Annotated in this window: 11 protein-coding genes; 4 read left to right on the top strand and 7 right to left on the bottom strand. The window is 61.1% G+C overall.

The window, feature by feature from the left end; genetic code table 11:
- Nucleotides 1–34: 34 nt before the first annotated feature.
- From RUI03_RS08005 to RUI03_RS08015, 3 genes are all read right to left on the bottom strand, one after another.
- Complete coding sequence (locus RUI03_RS08005) at nucleotides 35–607, bottom strand: hypothetical protein (RefSeq protein ID WP_317286936.1); 573 nt, start codon at nucleotides 605–607, stop codon at nucleotides 35–37.
- 115 nt (nucleotides 608–722) lie between these two features.
- Nucleotides 723–929: a hypothetical protein gene (locus RUI03_RS08010; RefSeq protein ID WP_317286937.1), complete on the bottom strand. Its 207-nt coding sequence runs from the start codon at nucleotides 927–929 to the stop codon at nucleotides 723–725.
- 75 nt (nucleotides 930–1,004) lie between these two features.
- Entirely contained in the window at nucleotides 1,005–1,844 is an 840-nt protein-coding gene (locus RUI03_RS08015; RefSeq protein WP_317286938.1) for a S49 family peptidase, read from the bottom strand.
- Between the two features lie 226 nt (nucleotides 1,845–2,070).
- Between RUI03_RS08015 and RUI03_RS08020 the strand changes: the two genes are divergently transcribed.
- Nucleotides 2,071–3,090, top strand: coding sequence for a polyprenyl synthetase family protein (locus RUI03_RS08020; RefSeq protein ID WP_317286939.1), 1,020 nt, complete (start codon nucleotides 2,071–2,073; stop codon nucleotides 3,088–3,090).
- Here RUI03_RS08020 and RUI03_RS08025 read toward each other — a convergent pair.
- From RUI03_RS08025 to RUI03_RS08040, 4 genes are all read right to left on the bottom strand, one after another.
- Nucleotides 3,065–4,084, bottom strand: a complete 1,020-nt coding sequence (locus tag RUI03_RS08025) for a hypothetical protein (protein WP_317286940.1) — start codon at nucleotides 4,082–4,084, stop codon at nucleotides 3,065–3,067. The two genes, RUI03_RS08020 and RUI03_RS08025, sit on opposite strands and share 26 nt — an antisense overlap.
- A complete protein-coding gene (locus RUI03_RS08030) occupies nucleotides 4,081–4,983 on the bottom strand; it encodes a 4-(cytidine 5'-diphospho)-2-C-methyl-D-erythritol kinase (protein ID WP_317286941.1) in 903 nt (300 codons plus the stop codon). The genes RUI03_RS08025 and RUI03_RS08030 overlap by 4 nt, the downstream gene beginning before the upstream one ends.
- Nucleotides 4,984–4,998: 15 nt before the next feature.
- The gene (locus RUI03_RS08035) at nucleotides 4,999–6,768 is read right to left on the bottom strand and encodes a tetratricopeptide repeat protein (protein ID WP_317286942.1); all 1,770 of its coding nucleotides are present in this window, start codon (nucleotides 6,766–6,768) and stop codon (nucleotides 4,999–5,001) included.
- Between the two features lie 173 nt (nucleotides 6,769–6,941).
- Nucleotides 6,942–8,354, bottom strand: coding sequence for an N-acetylmuramoyl-L-alanine amidase (locus tag RUI03_RS08040; RefSeq protein WP_317286943.1), 1,413 nt, complete (start codon nucleotides 8,352–8,354; stop codon nucleotides 6,942–6,944).
- Nucleotides 8,355–8,975: 621 nt separating this feature from the next.
- Here RUI03_RS08040 and RUI03_RS08045 point away from each other — a divergent pair.
- From RUI03_RS08045 to RUI03_RS08055, 3 genes are all read left to right on the top strand, one after another.
- Nucleotides 8,976–12,116: an Rne/Rng family ribonuclease gene (locus RUI03_RS08045; protein WP_317286944.1), complete on the top strand. Its 3,141-nt coding sequence runs from the start codon at nucleotides 8,976–8,978 to the stop codon at nucleotides 12,114–12,116.
- A 156-nt stretch (nucleotides 12,117–12,272) separates the two neighbouring features.
- Complete coding sequence (locus RUI03_RS08050) at nucleotides 12,273–13,640, top strand: M48 family metalloprotease (RefSeq protein ID WP_317286945.1); 1,368 nt, start codon at nucleotides 12,273–12,275, stop codon at nucleotides 13,638–13,640.
- 8 nt (nucleotides 13,641–13,648) lie between these two features.
- The gene (locus RUI03_RS08055; RefSeq protein WP_317286946.1) at nucleotides 13,649–14,434 is read left to right on the top strand and encodes a DsbA family protein; all 786 of its coding nucleotides are present in this window, start codon (nucleotides 13,649–13,651) and stop codon (nucleotides 14,432–14,434) included.
- The last annotated feature ends 144 nt before the right edge of the window (nucleotides 14,435–14,578 follow it).

Below are 14,578 nucleotides of genomic sequence, written 5' to 3' on the forward strand. Positions count from 1 at the left end.
CGTAGTCGAGGCCCTAGCAAATGACGCGCCAGCGTCAAACCCTGGACCCCTTGCTTCGCGCCAATCTGTCGGATTCGGCGCGTTCACGGGCGATGCGATACATGGTCTGCAGATGGCGTACATCGTCGGCCGCCCGGTGAATGTGCGGCGCCGTTTTCGATGCCTCTTCGACGAGCTTCTTCGGCTCGTCGGGCCAGATCGGCCGCAACAGGTCGCCGAGGTCATGCAGGCGATAGTTCGGCTTGATGCCCGCTGCGTCATAGAGCCTGAAGAGCCAGAAACTGTCATAGTCGGGCGCATCGGAATAAACCATCGCATTGCCCAGAGCGGCATTCAGCACCAGCGCGGTTTCAAGCGGCGTCTTGCCGGAGGTGACAAGCTGTATCGGGCTGATTCCATGCAGGATCTCGGCCGTCTTCTCCCACGCTGTCATGCTCCATTTGTCCGCCGGTCGGATCAGGACGGATCGTGGATCGCCCGTGGCGAAAGACCAGCCAACCTCGATCGGCCAGGAATGGGGACCCAGTCCGGATGCTTCAACGTCGATAAAGGCCGTAATGCTAACGGTATCCTCTGCCGACTGCCCGGTGTCCGTCGGACCTTGCATAGAGCCTCTGTTATATTTTTATGGCTGTACTTTGCCGTTATGGCGTCTCCGGCCGGCATTTTGCTCACGCCGCCCTTCCGGCGCAACACCAAAACCGGTCTGCGGCTCAACTAATCTAGGACGGGTCCGCCTCAGTGCGTCCCGGCACGCGCCAGATCCCCGATTGGGTGTCGGCTTCGAGATCAATGACGGGCGACTGTGCCTCATCACTATCCGTCATACGACGCCAATGCCGGGAGGCCCTGCGCTTCACGCGCTTGGCTACGGCGACGGCTCCCATGGTGATGGCAGCTGTCGCGAGCAGTGTGCTGATACCGTCCATTGCGACAGCGTATCACAGGAAAGGCGGGCCGCCCATGGGGTTCCGGCACCGCCCTTCATGTTAGGTCGTGCCGAGTTACCGGCCGAACCGTGCCCAGGCGGCGTGATCATCCGCAGCGGTCATCATAGCCTGCGGATCAAGGAGCGGTCCCTTCAGCCCGAGAAGCTTGGATACGAGTGATTTCTTCTCGATCTCGATCCGGCGGATTTTCACATCCTTCCCGAAACGGGCCTGCAGCACTTCGCGCAGATCGCCGGTCCCGTCGATCAGTCCGAGCGCCTGCGCATCACCGGCGATCCAGAACTTGCCGTCGAAAAGTGTCTCTTCGCCGGGCGTCAGTTTCTCGCCACGGCGACGCTGCACCATGTCGATGAACAGCGTGTGCGATTTGCCGAGCAGCGTTTCGAGCCGGGCAACGTCTGCCGGATCTTCGGGCTGGAAGGGATCAAGCTGGGACTTGTTCTCCCCCGCCGTGTAGACACGGCGCTGGATCCCCAAGCGGTGCATGGCTTCCGTGAACCCGAAACCGCCGGCGATCACGCCGATGGACCCGACGATGGCAAACGGGTCCGCGTAGACATCATCCCCTGCAATCGCGAGCATATAGCCGCCTGACGCGCCGACATCTTCGATATAGGTGATGACCGGGACCTTATGCTCAGCCGACAGCGACCGGATGCGGTCGTGGATCATGCGGGACTGAGCCGGTGACCCGCCTGGAGAATTGATCGAGATCACCACCGCCTGAACACCTGATGTGGTGAAGGCCGAGGTCAGCGGCTTCTGCACGCTGTCAAAGCTGATGGAGCGACCGGATCGGCCTTCTGGCGCGAGGACGCCCGTCAGGGGAACCACGGCCACGGTGGGCTTGGAACCGCCCGTGAAGGGCAATTTGTGCCAGAGTTTTTTCAACACTCGAAAATCCTTTCAAAGACAATGAAATTGGCGGCGAAGTCATGGACGCGGCGGCAAAACTGTGGCTTCACCATCGCGACATTGAATTGTGGGACCTAGGGCGGCAGATAGTGGTGTTCAACCAATGGCGCCCCAGATGCCGTTGAGCATCTTGCCACACTCGGCAATATAACCGCCTTGTCCTACATGAGTTGGGTAAAGGGACGCGATGAAAGGATTACGGGACATGGCCGTTGCAGCCGAAGTACAGGCACCGCCACGCTTTTCCGCTGTCGCCACCGAGCTGAAAGACAAGCTGTCGGGTGAGTTGACCAAGGTCAATGATGTCATTCTCGACAATCTGTCTTCCTCCGTTCCGCTGATCCCTCAAGTTGCCAAGCATCTGATCGCGGCCGGCGGTAAACGCCTGCGCCCTCTCCTCACCCTCGCCGCAGCCGATCTTGCCGGATCATCAGCGCAGGCACCCAAGCTTCTGGCAGCAGCGGTTGAGCTGATTCATGCCGCCACCCTGCTGCATGATGACGTGGTCGACGACAGCGCCCTGCGCCGTGGCCTGAAGACGGCGAATGTGGTCTTCGGCAACAAGGAATCGATCCTCGTTGGCGACTTCCTTTTCGCCCGGGCCTTTGAGCTGATGGTGAAGACGGACTCCCTGAGGGCCCTCGATATTCTCAGTCGTGCCGCGTGCACGATTTCCGAAGGCGAAGTGCTGCAGCTGGAAACCCAGTCCAATGTAACGACCCAGCGCGATACGTATATTCGGGTGGTGTCGGCCAAGACCGCTGCCCTGTTTGCCGCCGCCACCCATGCAGGCGCCGTGGTCGCGAACGCCGATGCCACTGCCGAGAAGGCCCTGGCAGATTACGGGCTGAATTTCGGGATCGCCTATCAGCTCGTGGACGATGCACTCGACTATGCAGGTGAAGCGGGATCGCTGGGCAAGACAGCCGGCGATGACTTCCGCGAAGGCAAGATGACCCTGCCCGTCATTCTGGCCATCGAGATGGCACGCAATGACGATGAACGTGCCTTCTGGGAGCGGACATTAGGCCAGGGTCAACAGCGCGATGGCGATTTTGAGCGGGCCTGCCAATTGATCGGCCGCGACGATCTGATCACACGCAGTCTTGAAGAAGCGCAGGCCTATGCCGAGAAGGCTGCTACGGCCTTGTCCGTGTTGCCGCCCTCACCGCTGCGCCAGACTCTCGAAGACCTCACGATCAGTTCGGTGATCCGCCGCTCCTGAACCGGAACATCCAGAAGATCGCAGCACTGTAGGCCGCGATGCCGAGCACGCCAGCGAGCCATAGTCCCGTTGGCGACCGGCCAAGCGACAGCGCCAACGTCCCGCACAGAATGGTAAGAGCCGTATAGGCCGCCGACACGGCCTGATGCGACCACCCCTGCTCGCGCAGGCGCTGATAAAGATGCTCCTTATGCGCATCGAGAACCGATTTTCCCTCGCGCGCGCGGCGCAGCAGGGTGAAGGCTGTGTCGATGATCAGAGGCAGCATGCCGATCGCGAAAATATAGAAATAGGACGCATCCGCCTGCGACGACCAGAGGGCCGAGGCCGCGAGGAACAGGCCGACGGACAGACTGCCCGCATCACCAAGAAAAATTGAGCCCTTCATGACATTGCGGATGGTGAAGCCGAACAGCACTGCGGCCAGAATGAGAGCAACGATGACGAGGCCGACGCTGCCCGCTGCGCCCGTTGCGACAATGAGGCCAATGCCCGCCATGCCGATCCCGCCCGCCATGCCATTGAGACCGTCCATGAAGTTGAACGCATTCACAAAGCCCAGAACGAAAAAGACAGCGAGCGGCCAGGCAACAAGAGCAGGCAAGGCCACCATGCCCACAAACGGGATGGGAACGGCAAGCACGACGCCGGACACCAAAGTCGTCAGTATGCTCAGCGCCAATAGAACACCGAGCTTCAGCGTGGGAGCCAGCGGTGTTGCGTCGTCGAGGGCGCCCAGCGCGCCAGCACAAAGGGCCATGACCGCAACCGGTGGCGGCAGGGGAGCCCCCGCTGACCACGCAACGCCGCACAGCGTGATGGCCACGAACAGCACCACGAGGCCACCTGCCCGCGAGGTCGGCACAGTATGATTGGACCGTGCTGAAACCGGGTCCGACAGGAACCCGCTCTTCGCTACGACGCCAGTGATAATGTAGGACAGGACCGTCGCCCCAATGCATAGGGTCAACAGGCTCGACAGGGCAGTATTCATCCGTTGCCAGCCCCGGACTGTTGAGCCCCGCCCCATATTGGTCCGCCAACGGACCATAAGCCACGGCCCCTGAACTGGCGCGCGCGGCGCTCGGCCGCCGGCCCAGATGAGAAAAGCCCGAAGACCGTCGCACCGCTGCCGGACATACGCGCCGCAACACAGCCCGGTGAGGCGGCCATCTCGTCTACCAACCGACCAATGGACGGCGCCAGCGCCATCGCGGGTGGGGCGAGGTCGTTTCTTGAATGTGTCATCCAGTCTCCCATACGGGAAACGGTGGTCACATTCGGCGGCCACGGCAAGTCCAGCTTTTCCGGGACAGGATGCGAATCGAACAGACGAAAGACTGTTGCCGTGGAAACGGCTTCACCCGGATTGACGAGACAGAGGCTGAGCGGCGGCAGGATCGGGCCGTCTGTCACCCGCTCGCCGACGCCGCGCGCGCGAAAACTGTTCCCGCGCGCCACAAGCGACGCCATGCAGACAGGACCGTCAGCCCCAAGGCACCGCGCGAAGCGGATCATCGCAGGGCCGTCGAGCGGTTTGGCCAGCTGCCTGTTCATGAGATACAGGGCACCGACGCCATTGGCCGTCCCTCCGCCAATGCCCGAGGCGGGCGGAACGGCTTTGTGCAGACGAAACCGCCCAGGTCCACCGCCAAAGGTCTCAGCAAACTGCCGTGCGCCCTTCAGGACTAGATTATGCGCGGGCGGAACGGATGCGAGTGATGGTGCATAGTGGCCCGTCACCTCAAGGCTGAACGCCGTGTCTGGCCCGAGCCATTCCAGCCGGTCCCCCGCATCGATGAAAACGCACAAGGTGTCGACCGGGTGATAGCCACGGCCATCCACCGCCCCGACCTGCAAGGCCAGATTGATTTTTGCCGGGGTAGCGATCACCGGACTCTGATCCAGTTATTCAGCAGGGGCGAGCGAGCCGGGTGCCGGAGGCTCCCCGGCCAGCTTGGCCTCGACCTTCGCCTTCATCTCATCAGAAAGATTGTCCATCTCAAGGACCCGGCGCCATTCAAACCGCGCCTCGATCTTGCGACCGTCGCGCCAATAGGCATCGCCCAGATGGTCAGTGATCACATCATCGCCAGGCTCGAGCTCGACCGCCCGTTCCAGCAATTTGACAGCCTCGCTGTAATTGCCGCGCTGATAATGCGCCCAGCCAAGACTGTCTGTGATCGCGCCGGACGCAGGACGCGCCTCAAGCGCACGCTCGATCATCCCGAACGCCTCATCCACATTCTCGCCACGTTCCACATAAGAGTAACCGAGGAAGTTCAGCAGCATGGGCTCGTTTGGGGAAAGCGACAACGCTTGGCGCAGATCGGCCTCGCCATCCTCCCAGCGATCAGCCTCGACGCGAATGGCGCCGCGCGCGAAATAATAACGCCAGAGATTGTCACTGCGCGTATCATCGGTCGACAGATTATTGGCGACCTCGATTCCCTTGGTGGCCGCTTCGTCAGCGCCGTCAAACTGGTCATTCTGTGCCAGCAGATTGGCAAGCGTCAGCAGCACGTCGGGCGCCAGGGCATCTTCCTTCAGATAATCGCGAATGAGCGCGATGGCGTCATCCTCGCGACCGAGGCTGAGATAGGCGTCGGCCTGGTCGATGGCGGCGTAATTATAGAGCCATGACTGACGCGACACGCGACCATTGGCGGCTGCAGCGACTTCATACTGGTCATAGGCATTGGCAATGGCACCGATGACGTAATGCGCGGCGCCAAGATCAGAATCGACGGCCGCCGCCAGCTGGGCGAGCGCCAACGGAAAATCGAGCGCGAGATCCAGCCCCTGGAAGCCGGCCTGTTCAGCCGCCTCCTGGCGCTGCAGGGCCTGCTCATAGGCCGACCACGCAAAGTTCTGGAACACCAGTGCCGCGCCTTCGCGGCTATTGCTCACCAGCCGCAATGGCGCCTTGCGGGCCATACGGACGAATTCCTTGGTTTCACCGGGCAGCGGGTCGTCGAGCCGCGCCGCCCCCATCCGGCCAAGCCGCCGCAGGAAGCCGCGATCAGCCGCCAGCTTGTGATAGAGCTCCAGCGCCTTGGCCCGGTCCTGTTCCCGCTCGACAAAGCCCGTATAGGCGACAACGGCCGTATCGGCTGCCGGACCGACCAGCGCCTCACCATAGGCAAGTTCTGCCGTGCCGCCCTCACCCGCCCGATCATACATCAGCGCCAGGTGCAGAGCGTTGAACCCGGCAAAAGCGCCATTGGGTGGGTTGAGAAGGATCTCCGTACCCGCATCAACGCCTTTCAGGTCGTATGCCGCCCATCCTTTGAGGAGCTGGCTGATCGAAATGCCAAGGGGGCTTTCAAAGGGTTCAGCCAAAAGCGTGTCTGCCTTGGCGATGTCATTGGCCGCAAAGGCCTCGGCAACGATGGTCAGACGCGGCAGGTCCGTTTCAATGAACGACCCCGTCGCCATCATGTGGCTCAGGTCCTGTTCCTCGGGCGCCGCCAGCATGGTGCGGGCGTAGTCGCTGGCCTTCGCAATATCGCCGGCAGCCAGCGCGTAGCGGAAGGCGCTGGCAATCAGGTCCGGATTGTTCTCGACCAGCGCCGCGCGATGAAAAGCGTCGGCAGCGACGCCATAGGCCTGCTGGCTGGCCGCAAAACGGCCCTGCAGATAATCACCGGCAACCGCATCAGGGTTTGCATCGGTCATCCCCACGCCTGGCGTCGTGGCACAGGCGCAAACCGACAGGACAACGGCCGCAGCGGCGGCTCTAGGCAAATTATGGGGCAAAACCAACTATCCTCGTCTGGTTCGAACGATGCCGCCCGGTTTCACCATTCCGCGCAGCAACTGGCAAGCGTCACCGGCGAGATATGGGGTCGTCAGGGAGAGCCGCCAGCGCCACTGGCATTGGCCTGACGCGCAGGCGTCGTGTCAAAATAGGTGTCAATCCCATCGGCGATCGAGGTCATGGCCATGTCCCGCCACGCTTCCGACGCCAGATTGGCTTCATCCTTGCGGTTCGACAGGAACGCCATCTCAACCAGCACAGCCGGGACATCCGGCGACAGCAGAACCTGCAGGCTCGCTTTGCGGTGGGTGTTGTTGACCATGGGCACACGTCCACGCATCTCCGCGATCATGGCCGATGCCAGGCGGGACGACTGGTTCTTGGTGTCCGTATTGGCCAGATCATAAAGGATCTTGCTGACGTCATCATTGGACGAAACATCGACGTCAAAGACGCGGAAGTTGCCGTTGGAGGCCACTTCCTTGGCCATCTTGGCATTGCGATCTTCCGACAAAGTATAGACCGAAGCGCCGCGTGCGAGGGGTTCGGGATTCGCATCGGCGTGCAGCGAGATGAACAGATCCGCCTGCAGGTCGCGGGCGATTTCGATCCGGTCATGCACGTCGATGAAGGTATCATCATCGCGAATCAGGCTGACCGCATAGCCGCGCGCGCGCAGCTCGGTCGCCAGCGACTTGGCCGCGGCGATCGTGACCGTTTTTTCCTGCAGACCCGTGCTGCCGATCGCGCCGGGATCATGACCACCATGTCCGGCGTCAATGACAACCATCGTTTTCCCCGCAGCGATCCTCTGGGCCGTAGGGGCTGCGGCGCGCGGCTTCACGCTCGGTGTAGGGGGCGCCTTCGCCGCCATGGCGAGAAGTTCGGCAGGCAGGGCCTCTTCAGCCTTGGAAGGCTCTTGAGCGCGGGGTTTTGGCGAGGGTGCAGGCGGCGTCTGGTCTTCCAGCGCTGCGATCGTCTTGGTTTCGGCTTCTGATTCGGCAAGCGCCTTTTCAAGGTCCGCCACAAGCGTATTGGCACTCGGAAGGGCTGCCATTTCCGTGGCCGCTGTTTCAGCCGCAGCGGTGAAGGTCCGCGCGGGCACATCCTTCAGGTCCACAACGAGGCGATAATGGTCGACCTTCTTTGTAGGCTCGAGGACGAATGTTTTCACCGGCAAAGCCGGCCGCTGCAGCGCCACGACGACCTCGTTATCGTCCATGCTGACGCCGGCGACGACGCCCTTCCCGCTGGGAATACCGTTCGTAAGAGAGAACGAGGCGCGTGCCACCTCAACCCGCAAGATCCCCTGGCCGCCAGCCTGGGGAATCACCTGGTAGATCGGCGCATCATCAAGATCCAGCACAAGACGAGTCTGCCCTGCACCGTCGACGCCGAGACGGATGTCCTGCACGACGGGCGCCGTCTGCCTTTCATTCGCGAGCGCCAGCACGCCGCAAAATGACAGGATACCAACAGACCAGAGTGTCAGGGCTCTTTTCATCAGCTGCTTCATCGAGGGGGCGTCCGTCCAAAACTGTTCACGACCTTATGCCGTGAATTGGGGCGCCCATGCCACCCCAAAAGCTGTATCGTCATCAGACTTAACGAGGGTTTAAGCGTCTGGCCGCTAACATCGTTTTGCGGGAGGTCAGCCATCAGATCGCCGATACCGGCTTGTGCCTAAGGCTGACATGCGCCACATACACTATCCAGGACGCGCGAGCTTTACGCTGACGGCGTCCAGCAAGATTTCCAGAGCTGAACTTCATGTGAAGTTTCAGGGATTGGATTGCCGGTCCGGGTGCTTCCCCGGTCGGGCTGAGAGGACACCGCGTCGGCGAGTTTTGCCTTGAGACGCGCCCCCCTCAGCTAGGTTTGAAGTGAGACATATCTGTCGGCGCGCGCCGTGGTCACATGCTGATTCGGTGGAGACGCGACATTCTAGAACAGGTGGTGCCCTTTCAGGGTGCCGTCAGGAAACCTGCCATGGCGTTGGCCACGTTGAATTTCTTTTTGGCGACGATCCTCGCCCGACTGTCTTCAGTCGGTGGTGCCGGATTGCGGCCGGCCATGGCTCTTACACATAGCGGCGTGACGTTGATCCGCCGCGGAGTCCCATTCCATGTCCAAAAAAATGCTTATCGATGCGCGGCATCGGGAAGAGACCCGGGTTGCGCTGCTGTCCGGCGGCAAAGTCGAGGACTTCGACTTCGAATCGCTGGCCCGCAAACCGCTACGGGGTAATATCTACCTCGCCCGGATTACCCGGGTCGAACCTTCACTTCAGGCCGCGTTCGTCGAATATGGCGGCAATCGCCATGGCTTTTTGGCCTTCAGCGAAATTCACCCTGACTATTACCAGATCCCTGTCAGCGACCGTCAGGTCCTGCGTGACGCCGAGGCGCTGGAAGCCGAGCTGGCCGAGAAACTGGCCGAGTACGACCAGGCCCCAGCCGATCTCGACGATGACGACGACAGCGACGACGATAACGACACGCGCGATACCGCCGAGGCATCGTCGGATAATGATGGCGACGAGACGGTAGAAGCGAAATCCGAACGCCCTCGCCGTGGCCGCCGCCGTCGTCGCCGTGGTGGACGAGGTCGCGACAGCGATGACAGCAGCAGCGCTAGTGACGATCAGGATGACAATGCCGACGAGGCTGTAACTGCCGAAGCGTCATCGTCTGATGAGGACGCGGGCGAAGACACAACCGCCAAGGCCGTCCCGCCAGATTATGCCGGCGAAGACTCCGCTGAAGAACCGGGCTGGCATGGCCTCGAGGAAGAGGTCTGCGACACCGTTGCTGAAGCCGACACCGGCGCCAGCGAAGGCGAAACGACTGATGGCGACGAGCCGACCGGCGATGATGACGACAAGCCGCGCAGCATCGGCCTTGAAGGCGAAGACGAGCCGACGGTCACCAAAGAGCTTGATGATGTTGAGCCGGTCGAAGGCTCGGCCACCGACATCGCCCTGCCCGACGGGTACGAAACAACAGCCGAAGATGCTGAAGCTGAGCGCAAAGAGCAGATCGAGGCCCGTGAAGACGACGCCGACGATGATGACAGCGCCGACGACAGCGACGAGTCCGACAGCGATAATGCCGTTGATGAAGCAACGGCCAAGGAACGCGCCAAGGAAATCGCTGACCTTGAACGCCGCTATAACGAGGCCAAACGCGCCCGGGACAAGGTCCTGCGTGACTACCGCATCCAGGAAGTCATCAAGCGTCGGCAGATCCTGCTTGTACAGGTCGTGAAAGAAGAGCGCGGCAATAAGGGCGCAGCACTGACCACCTACATGTCACTGGCGGGTCGCTATGGCGTCCTTATGCCGAACAATGCCCGTGGTGGCGGTGTATCGCGCAAGATCACGAATGCCGGTGACCGCAAGCGTCTGCGCAACGCCATCAAGGAACTGAAGGTCCCGCAGGGTCAGGGCCTGATCATCAGGACCGCCGGGGCCAAACGCACCAAGGCTGAAATCAAGCGGGACTACGACTATCTCGCTCGGCTGTGGGACACGATTCGCGAACAGACCATGAAATCGATCGCGCCGGCCCTCATTTATGAAGAGGCCAGCCTGATCAAGCGCGCGATCCGCGACCTCTATGACAAGGACACCGGCGAGATCATCGTCGAGGGCGAAGAAGGCTATCGCGAAGCCAAAGACTTCATGAAAATGCTGATGCCGAGCCACGCCAAGAACGTGCAGCCGCATCGCGATACAACGCCCCTGTTCCTGCGCTACGGTGTGGAACAGCAGCTGGATGAGATGTACCGGCCGACAGTCACGCTGAAATCCGGCGGCTATATCGTCATCCAGCAGACCGAAGCGCTGATCTCCATCGATGTGAACTCCGGCAAGGCGACCAAGGAACGCAATGTCGAAGCGACCGCGCTGAAGACAAACTCCGAGGCGGCTGTCGAAGTCGCACGCCAGTGTCGTCTTCGCGACCTCGCCGGGCTTGTGGTCGTCGACTTCATCGACATGGAAGAGAACCGGAACAATCGTGCCGTTGAGAAAAAGCTCAAGGATGCGATGAAGATTGACCGGGCCCGCACCCAGATCGGGTCGATCAGCAATTTCGGTCTTCTGGAGATGTCGCGCCAGCGTCGCCGCTCCGGCATTGTCGACGGTACCACCCGCCTCTGCCCGACCTGTGAAGGCGCCGGGGCCGTCAGGTCCGTGGAAATGGCTGCCCTGCGTATCCTGCGCTCCGTTGAAGAAGCCGCTGTTCGCGATCGCGCCGGGATGATCACAGTCACGACATCCCACGAAGTCGCAATCTATATCCTCAACCAGAAACGCAGCTGGCTGAACCGGATAGAAGATAATTATCAGATCGTCGTTGAGGTCATGAGCGATCACGACAAGTCCGGCGACCAGTTCGATATTACCAAGCGCGGCAAGGCGCCGGAGCTTGAAAGCCTGCGTCAGGAAACGATTGAGGAGCCGGTCTCTGACGATACGCCAGACGACACGGCCTCCAGTGATGATGACAGTGATGACGAGACGTCATCAAGTGACGAAGAGCAGGATGGGCGCGGGCGCAAACGCCGTCGTCGCCGTCGCGGTCGTCGGGACGATACCGAATCGCGCCGCGACGACCAGAGCGATGACAGCTCGGACAAGGCGTCCGATGATGACGATGGTGACGCCTCTTCTTCATCGGAGTCAGATGATGACAGCGGCGACGTCGATGATGAGGGCAAGCCCAAGAAGCGTCGTCGGCGGGGACGCCGTGGCGGTCGCCGCAGCCGCAAATCAGATCAGGACGGCAATAACGGTGATGATGCTGACGGCGAAACCGGGGACAGTGACCAGAAAGACGATAGCGAACCGGTAGAGAAAGCCGCTGCCGCTGACGCCTCAGAGGCACCTGTCGCCAAAGCCAAAACCGAAGACGATGCGGGCGACGCCACCGAGGCCAAGAGTGCTGAGGCGGATGACGCATCCGCCGCGAAGAAGCCTGCGACACGCAAGCCTCGCAAGTCGCGCGCAAAGCCAAAACCGGCGGATGCTGGCGACGAGACGACGGCCGAAAAGCCGGCGGCCGTCGATGCCAAACCAGCCGAGAAACCGGCCCCGGAAAAGTCTGCCGAGGCACAGGTGGAGCCGCTGTTCGGGCAGTCCGAACCCGCGCCTGCCCCTGCTCGTCCGTCCATTCACGGGCCCGTGGAAGAGATCAAACCCAAACCGGCTTCCGAAAAACGTCGCGCTGGATGGTGGTCTCGCGCACTCGGCAAAGGCGACTGATCAAAGGGGCCCTGCGGGGCCCCTTTTTCGTCGCCAGGTCATCGCGGCACGCGGGCTCTTCCCAGCTTACGCGCTCTTCACCCGGCATGCCCTTTTCACCCCCCATCATTACTGCCAAGTTGGCGGGTAAGTTGAGATGAAGACAGGGCAGGATTTGTGAGACGCTTTTCTATCAGTGTTTACGCAGCGTTGGCTGTGTCCGTTCTCTCTGCGCTGGTGACCAGCGCGCATAGCCAGACCTTGCTGCGCGATGCCGAGATCGAGCAATATCTTGAGGACTATGCGAACCCCCTCTTCGTTGCTGCCGGCCTCGATCCCAACGCTGTTGAGATCTACCTGATCGGCGACCAGTCTCTGAACGCGTTTGTCACCGCGGGCCTCAAAGTCTTCGTCCATACCGGGCTGATCACGGCTGCTGACAATCCCAACCAGATTGAAGGCGTGCTGGCCCACGAGACCGGGCACCTCGCCGGCGGCCACCAGCAGCGCGGCTCAGAGGCCATGGCACAGGCCAGCCGCCCTGCCATGCTCAGTCTGGTTCTCGGCGCCATCGCGGTCGCCGCCGGGTCGCCTGAAGCGGGCATGTCGATCATGGGACTGGGCCAGAACATCGCCCTTGGCGAGTTTCTCGCCTATAATCAGGGGCAGGAATCCGCCGCCGACCAGGCCGCCGTCACTTATCTCGAGCAGGTCGGTCACTCAGGCGAAGGGCTTGTCGAGTTCTTCAGCAAGCTGTCCAACCGTCAGTTGCTGACCGCCTACAAGATCGATCCCTACCTGCAGACACACCCTCTCGCCATCAAGCGGATGAACCGCCTGCGCGATCGCGTGGCGTCGCAAACCCATGCTGAGGTCACCGACAGCGAAGAGGCGATGTTCCGCCTGAAAATGATCCAGGCGAAGATCCTGGGTTTTGTCAGCGACCCCTACACGACGCTGCGGCAGTACCCGCTGTCCGACCAGACACCGCCGGCGCGCTATGCGCGTGCGGTCGCCTATTACCGCTCGTCGCGTCTCGAGGATGCTCTGAAAGAAACGAACCGCCTGATCGAATTCCAGCCGGAAAACCCTTTCTTTCAGGAACTGAAGGGCCAGATGCTGTTCGAACACGGGAAGATTGCTGAATCGGTCGAGCCCCATCGTCGATCAGTCGAACTCGCCCCTCAATATGCTCTTCTCAAGATCAACCTGGCCCGGGCGCTGGTTGCTCTTGAGAAGGAAGAAACCACCAATGAGGCGGTGACCATTCTTCGAACCGCCCTGCAGATGGAGCCGCGCAACAGCTTCGGCTGGTCTGAGCTGGCCCGTGCCGAGGCGTTTCTCGGCGATGAAGCCGAAGCCAGCCTGGCCCAGGCGCAGGCCTATTTTGCAGTTGGTAACTATCCTGGTGCACACAGGTTTGCGAGCCGCGCCCGAGACCTCCTCGAAGTCGGTACGCCAGAGCACCTGCAGGCGCTGGACATCGTCGTCGCATCCGAAGAAGAGGCGTACGAGGCGATGAACCGCCGGGAAAGACGCCGATAGGAACGAAGATGACGTCCAGAATTCTGTTTGCCGCCGCCGGCGCAACCTTCATCGCCGCGCTGGCTGCCTCAAACCTGATGACGGCCGGCTCTGCCACGGCGGCACCGCCAGCGGACCGTGAAGAGATCGAGACAATCGTCCGGGAATATCTGCTTGAGCACCCGGAAGTTATTTTCGAGGCCGTCGAGCGCTACAGCGCCCGCGAATCAGAGCGGGCCAGAGCCATCGCTGAAGGCGAAATCCGGAACACACTGCCGACGCTTCTGTCCGGGGACACGGGTCACGTCATGGGCGCCGATGTGGCAGACACAGAAGTTCTGGTTGTCGAGTTTTATGACTATCATTGCAGCTTCTGCCGCAACGCGGTCGACATGGTGATGGATCTTTCCGAGCAGAAAGGTGTCCGGGTTGTTCTTCAGGAACTGCCCGTGATCACCCAGCGTTCTCAGGAAGTGGCGATCGCATCATTGTCCGTAACCGATCCTGCTGCCTTCAAGAAGTTCCATCGGGCCCTGTTCGACATCAGCGGGCCGATCACAGATCAGGCGCTAGCATCCGCCGCGCGCAAGGCCGGGCTGAAGCCCGCTGACCTGCAAAATACGATGACGGACAAAGCTTTGCGGCAGCCTCTTGAGCAAAAGCTTAATCTCTCTTTCGATATGGCCGCGTCCTTCGGCATTGACGGCACGCCGGCCTTTATCATTGCGTCTCCGGACGGCAAATTTGTCCGACTTATTAGCGGGATGGACGAATATGCTATCAAACAGGCTGTGGACGACGCCAAGCGCTCTTAGGTGCGCCGCAAAATAGCGCGGAGCTTTCTGCTGCGTCAAAGCGACACGTGAAACCCCTCAAAACTGTTGCCGAATTGCACCGCGCGGGCAAAAGTCGGCTTCGCACCCGCGAAAAGCGTCATCAAACCGTCGCTTTCAATTGAC

It is taken from the genome of Parvularcula sp. LCG005, from assembly GCF_032930845.1.
Classification (GTDB): Bacteria; Pseudomonadota; Alphaproteobacteria; order Caulobacterales; family Parvularculaceae; genus Parvularcula.